General features: G+C 71.6%; 5 protein-coding genes. All 5 read left to right on the forward strand.

The window, feature by feature from the left end; genetic code table 11:
* Positions 1–5: 5 nt before the first annotated feature.
* The 5 genes from IPV08_RS17150 to IPV08_RS17170 all read left to right on the forward strand — a co-directional run bounded on the left by IPV08_RS17150 (position 6) and on the right by IPV08_RS17170 (position 6,351).
* A complete protein-coding gene (locus tag IPV08_RS17150; protein WP_207412758.1) occupies positions 6–1,385 on the forward strand; it encodes a hypothetical protein in 1,380 nt (459 codons plus the stop codon).
* Positions 1,382–2,743, forward strand: a complete 1,362-nt coding sequence (locus IPV08_RS17155) for a hypothetical protein (RefSeq protein ID WP_207412759.1) — start codon at positions 1,382–1,384, stop codon at positions 2,741–2,743. The genes IPV08_RS17150 and IPV08_RS17155 overlap by 4 nt, the downstream gene beginning before the upstream one ends.
* Positions 2,740–4,107, forward strand: a complete 1,368-nt coding sequence (locus tag IPV08_RS17160) for a peptidoglycan-binding protein (RefSeq protein ID WP_207412760.1) — start codon at positions 2,740–2,742, stop codon at positions 4,105–4,107. The genes IPV08_RS17155 and IPV08_RS17160 overlap by 4 nt, the downstream gene beginning before the upstream one ends.
* Before the next feature lie 9 nt (positions 4,108–4,116).
* Positions 4,117–5,442: a hypothetical protein gene (locus tag IPV08_RS17165; RefSeq protein ID WP_207412761.1), complete on the forward strand. Its 1,326-nt coding sequence runs from the start codon at positions 4,117–4,119 to the stop codon at positions 5,440–5,442.
* 162 nt (positions 5,443–5,604) lie between these two features.
* A complete protein-coding gene (locus IPV08_RS17170) occupies positions 5,605–6,351 on the forward strand; it encodes a cadherin-like domain-containing protein (protein ID WP_246748004.1) in 747 nt (248 codons plus the stop codon).

The raw sequence follows: 6,351 nt of genomic DNA on the forward strand, positions 1-6,351 counted from the left end.
GCACGATGACCGCGCGCGCCGCCGTCCATGGCAGCCTGTGGTACGAGGATCCCTGGTACCGCCTGGCCTGGCTCGCCCTGCCGCAGGCCGGCACCGTTCTGCTCGCCAACCTGCTCTTCGCCCTCGTGGCGCAGGGCGAATGGGGTCGGCCCGCCACCGGGTCCCGGCAGCGCGCCGCCGAACTCGAAATCCTGCGCGACCGCGCGGGCGGGGAGGGCGACGCCGCCGCGCTGAACCAGCTCGCGGCCGGAGCCAAGGCGGGGGAGATCGACGCTCAGACCCGGCTGGCGACCCTTTACGATCCCCTCGTCGCCGGACGATTCCCGCGCAAGACCGTGCCGAGCGATCGTGGGCGCGCAACCGAGCTTTACCGGGCCGGCAGCGATGCCGGGGATCCCGCCGCCATGGCGCGCCTCGCCGACCTGCTGCTCGAGGATTCCAACCCGGGCGACGACCGGACACGGGGATGTCGCCTGGCCAAGGCCTGGCTCGACCATCCGGCGACGACGCGGGACATGCTCCGCGGGGAGGAGCGCCTGGCCGAGAAGCTCGCCCGCTGCCTCGTCGATGCCGAGAGCGGCATTCCCCAGGATCCGCGGCGGGCCGGCGACCTCATCGTCGACACCCTCCGGCTGAAATACGAACCGTCGATCCGCACCTATGTGCGCGGCCTCGGCCTGCACAAGCCCGCGCTGATCCGCGCGCTGCAGGAGGCAATGGCGGCGCGGACCGTCGGCCGCTACACCGGTCCGGTGGACGGGCTCGTCCACCCCGAGACGATCGCGGCGCTGGAACGGGAGGCGGGCCTGCGCCCGTTCCTGCCGGAGCCCGCCCCGGAGCGCCGCGCCGAGACCGGCACCGGCCTGACGGCGGAGGAGTTCCGCAGCCTCGCCCAGGCGGCGACCCGGGATCTCGCCGCCCTGGCGCGGGTCCAGGCCATTGCCGACCGGGGGGATGCCACCGCGCTGGCGACCCTCGGCTACCTCTACAGCCCGTTCCTCAACAAGGGCGAGGTCTTCGCGCCGGACGCCCGGCGGTCCGCCGCCAATTTCGAGCGGGCCGCAGCGGCCGGCGCCCGCGACGCCGCCGCCCAGGCGGCGGGTCTCTACGACAAGGGCGCGGGCGCCCTGGAGAAGGACCCCGACCGGGCGGCCTCCCTCATCCTTCGCCAGCTCGAGCTCGATCCGGGCTACCAGGTCTTTCTGACGGACCCGGTCTTCGGCGCGACCTGGAGCCCCGCCTTCTGGGGAGCGCTCCAGCGGGCGCTGGCAGCGCGAGGCATCTACACCAACCCGGTCGAGAGCCGCCGCAACGACGCGGTCATCGCCGCGATCCGACGCTTCGCCCAGGCGAACGGGACGGCCCGGAGCCCATCGAGACCATGAGCAACGCGCGAGACGAGTGGCTGCGCGCGCACGCGGCCCTATGGTACGGCGATGCCCGCTACCGCCTGGCCTGGTTCGGCTTGCCGCAGGTGGTGACACTGGGGCTGGCGGGGCTGTGCCTGTCCCTGGCCGCGCAGGGGGAATGGGGCCAGCCGGCCACCGCCTCGAAGGCGCGGGTGGCCGAGCTGACGACCTTGCGCGACCGGGCCGGCAAGGAGGGCGACCTTAAGGCGTTCCAGGAACTCACCGCCGCGGCCACGCGCAACCAGATCGACGCCGCGACCAAGCTCGGCACGCTCTACGACCCGCTGACCGCCGCCTATTTCCCGAAGAAGCCGTCGCCCAACGACTTCTCCCGGGCCGCCGCCCTCTATGCTCCCGGCGCCGCGGCGGGCGACCTCCTGGCGATCACGCGCCTGGCCGACGTGCTCCTCGATCCGGCCAACCCCAACGGCGATCTCAAGCGGGGCTGCCGCCTCGCCCAGACCTGGATGGACGACCCGGAGACGCTCAACCGCACGATCTCCGGCGAGGAGCGCGTCACCGTCAAGCTCGCCAAATGCTATGTCGAGCCCGAGAGCGGCCTGCCGCAGGATCCCGTCAGGGCGGGCGAGCTGGTGACCGCCGTGCTGTGGCGCAAGCACCAGCCGACCATCGACGCCTTCGTCAACAATCTCGGCATGCAGAGCCCGGCCCTGGTGGCGGGGATCCAGCGCCATCTCGCCAAGTCCGGGCGCTATATCGGCCTCGTGGACGGGCGCGCCAATCCCGCCATCGTCACGGCCCTCCAGGTGGAGGCCGGGATCAAGAACACCGTCGCGGCCCCGCGGCCCGAGCCGCGCAAGGTGGCGCCGAGCGGGCCGGACCCGGAAGTCACGGCCCTGGCGGGCGCCGCCATGGCGGGAGACCGGGGCAAGATGGCTCAGCTCAAGAGCCGGGCCGATTCCGGCGACGCGGACGCGCAGATCGCCTATGCGCGCCTGTTCAACCCGGTGCGGAACAAGGGGCAGGTCTTCGCGCCGGATGCGCAGGTCGCCGTCGCGTATTACGAGCGGGCCGCCGCCGCCGGCAACGTCATGGCGGCGGGGGAGGCCGCCTCGATCTACGATCAAGGCTGGGGCAACGTCGCCAAGGATCCGAAGAAGGCGGCCGCCCTCGCCCTGCGCGGCGTCGACCTCAAGGACGATCAGGTCACCTTCTGGCTGCTGTTCGAGGAAGCGGGCAGTTGGAGCGGCCCGTTCTGGGGCGCCCTCCAGGCCGAGCTGACGGCGCGCGGCTTCTACACGCTCCCCGTCGAGAACAAGCGCAACCCCGCCGTCATCACGGCCCTGCGCGCCTACATGAAGGCGAAGTCGTGAGCGGGACCGACCGGCTCGGCGCGCATGCGGCGCTCTGGTACGCGGATGCGCGCTACCGTTCCGCCTGGCTCGTCCTGCCCCAGGCCGCCATCGCCCTCGTGGCCGGCCTCGCGCTGCTGTTGCTGAAACCCACGGCGGATTGGGGCAAACCCGCCGACAGCAAGGACAGCGAGAAGATCTATCTCGACCTCCTCGACAAGGCCGGCAAGGATGGCGACAAGGCCGCCTTCGAGAAACTGAAGGCCGCGGCGGATGCCGGCGACATCTCCGCCCGCTCGTTCATGGGTGCCCTCCACAATCCCGAATGGGCCGGGATCTACGTCAAGAACCCCGTCAAGCCCGATGCCGCCACCGCCCTGAACTATTATCAGAAGCCCGCCGATCTCGGTTATCCGGGGGCCCAGCGGGGCATGACCGATCTCCTGCTCAACCGCGGGCGCGGCCAGTACGATCTCAAGCGCGGCTGTCGCTACGGGCTCGCCTTTCAGGCGAACCCGGTCGCGATCCGGAACAACTATCTGAACTCCTGGTCGACGCTCTTCTGGATCGCCGGCTGCTACGCCGACGCGGAGAGCGGCGTGCCGAAAGACCCTCAGAAGGCCGCCGACATCTACATGGACACGGTGGCGGCCAAGCTGCCGCTGGCCATCGGCACCTTCACCGACGATCTCGGCCGCCAGCCCTCCGATCTCGTGGCCGCGATCCAGCGCAATCTCACCCGGCGCGGCTTCTATTCCGGACCGGCCGACGGGGCGGCGACGCCCCAGACCCAGGCGGCCATCCGTGCCCTGTCCGGCACCGCCGCCGCTCCGCAGGCTCGGCCCACCGATCCGGGCCAGCCGCCGCCCCAGGCACGCCCCACGGCGCCGGCGCCGAGCACCGACGAGATGATGGCGCTCTTCAAGAGCGCGACCACCGACGCCGCCGCCGAGGGGAAGCTTCGCGCCCTGGCGGAGAACGGTGTGTCGGTGGCGCAGTATCTCTACGCGCTCCTCCTGTCGCCGGCCAACACCAACAAGCAGCGGATCACCACGCCCGACGCCGCCCTGGCGAGCCGCTATCTCGACCGCCTCGTGGCGGAGCGGTCCTTCGCGCCCGCGGCCGCGGCGGCGGCCTTCCTCTACGATATCGGAGGCGCCAATCTCCCCCGCGCCCCCGGAAAGGCGGCGGACATGACGATCCGCGCCCTCGAATTGAAGTCGACGGACATCATTCAGAATCTCAGCGAGGACCAGTGGGGCGCCGGCTTCTGGGCGGCGCTGCAGCAGCGACTGGCCGACCGGAATCTCTATCACGGCCGTATCGTCGATCAGCGCAACGACCGGACCATCCAGGCGGCGCGCCGCCTCCTCGGCAACCCTTAGGAGATGCCCGTGGCGGCTGATCGCGGTTCGAATTCCCTGGCGTACCCGGTGCGGCTGGCCCGGTGCTGCCTCGCCCTCCTGGCGGGGATCGTCGGGCTCGGCCTCGTCCTGCCCGGCGCCGCCGAGGCGCAGATCAAGGTCCGCAAGGCCGATTGCTACGTCGAGGCCGATGGCAGGATCGCCATCAACGGCGTCTGCGAGTTCCTGACCGACGCGCGCAGCTACGGGACGGGCGGCTTCCGTCTCGCCACTTACGAGAACGGCTACCTCCGCTACGGGGTGGTGGTGGCGGTGACGAGCCCCGGAAGCGGCACGGCGACATGGAACGAGACGCCCGGCGGCAAGCCCGACGAGGGTCCCTCCGAGGCCGTCACCTCCGGCGGGGCCTGCTGGACCGGGCCACGCACCCGGACCTGCGCCTGGAAGATCGGCGAGGGCCGTCCCGGTTTCGCCGGGGGCGGCGTCGCGCCGGCGCCCGGGATCGGCGCGCCCCGCACCGCCGATTGTCTCATCGAGGTCGGGGGCGCGGCCCGGATCGACGGCCCCTGCCAGTTCCGGGCGGATGCCGGACAGGACGGGGCGGGCGGATTCGAGGTCCGCTCCTATGCCAGGGGAGGGCTGGACTTCATCGCGCGGCTCACCCGCGATCCACGGGACCTGCAGAAGGCCACCGCCTCGTGGAACGAGCGCCCCGGCGCACCGCAGGCGACGGCTCCCCTCGGCACCCTGGCGCCCAAGGGACCGTGCTGGGAGGGTGCGGGCGTGCGTCTCTGTGTCTGGCAGGCCGGACAGTCTCGCGACGCGTCGGACCGGCCCGCCGCCGGTACCGATCCGGGCCGCGTGCCACCGACCGAGACCGCGCGCCCGGCCTCGCCGCCCGTGCCCCGGGACAATGCGGGGACGGGGGCGAAGACGGGGGAGACACCGCCGGGGATGGTCCTGAAGTTGACCTTCAAGGGCCGCTGCGAATCGCTGGTGATCGATGGCGAGGACATCACCGCGTCCTGCGCCCCCACCGCCAGGAATTCCTCCACCACCGGGTCGGCGCGTGCCGAGTTCGTGTTCGGAACCTCCGACGACCGGGAGGTCAGCTTCCTCGCATCGGCGAAGGGATGGGTCGAGAGCGGCACCCTGCGTCAGCCCATCGACGAAGTGATGTACGAGGAGCGCGGCCAGAGCCTCCTCGTGAAGGCCAAGGGCGTCTGCGAGATGCCCAACCCCATGGGCGGTCCCGTGGTGATCACGTGCAGCGCCCAGACGTCCAACAGCACCTACACCGTCCGCTTCCGCACGGATGGCGGCAAGCCGGTCCTGGAGCGGTCCAGCCCCGGCTGAGCGCCCGCCACGACTCGCCCGTTCCATCCCGAAGCCGAGGAGAAGCCCATGACACACCGCCTCCCGAACGCGGCCCTCCGGTCCACCGCGCCGCTGCAATGCTCGGCCCTCCGATCCTTGGCCCTCCGATCCTTGGCCCTCCGATCCTTGGCCCTGCGATCCTTGGCCCTTCGATCCTTGGCGCTCGCCGGCCTCCTCGGGCATGGCCTCGTGCTGCCGGCGCTCGCGGAGACGGAGAACAAGACCGCCCGCCCGGGCCAGCGGATCTTCCTCCAGGGCTTCACCCATTATTTTCCCCAGCAAGGGTGCCGTTCCAAGGCGGCCTTGATCAGCCTCGTCTCACCGCCGCGCGGCGGGCGCGTCGAAACCCGGCGGGAGCTGAGAGTACTCGGCAGCAAGATCGACGAGCGAGGCGCCACAATTCCGCAGGTGGATGGCTGCGAGGACGTGAAGAAGGATTCGATGTCGATCTTCTACACCGCACGGCCCGATTTTTCCGGTCTCGATACCCTGTCCGTCGCCGTGACCTTCGGCGACGGGACGACGGTGCCCTACACCTTCCGGATCACGGTGCCGGAGGGCGAACGCCGCCAGGCTCCTGCAGTCTCGCAGGCGCCGGCCCCGCGCGGCAACGGCGCGGGCCAGGCCGCCGGAACCACCGCGACGGCACCGGCGGCGCGGGCCGCCAGCACCGGCGACTTCCTGCGCGACACGGTCCGAGAGGCGACGCCCGCTACCCGGCAGGCCCCGGAATCTCCCCCTGCGAAGGCGGCCAATGCACCGGGCGCTACCGCCTCCGCGCCTCCCGCCCGCGTCGAAGCCCCGCCGCCCGCCCGCTGCCTCCTATACACATCTGACGCCGCCGACGATCTTACGCGTGGCGGCGCACGCGCCCGCCGCCCACCTTAA

Source organism: Methylobacterium sp. SD274 (assembly GCF_017355285.1).
In the GTDB taxonomy this organism is placed as follows: Bacteria; Pseudomonadota; Alphaproteobacteria; order Rhizobiales; family Beijerinckiaceae; genus Methylobacterium.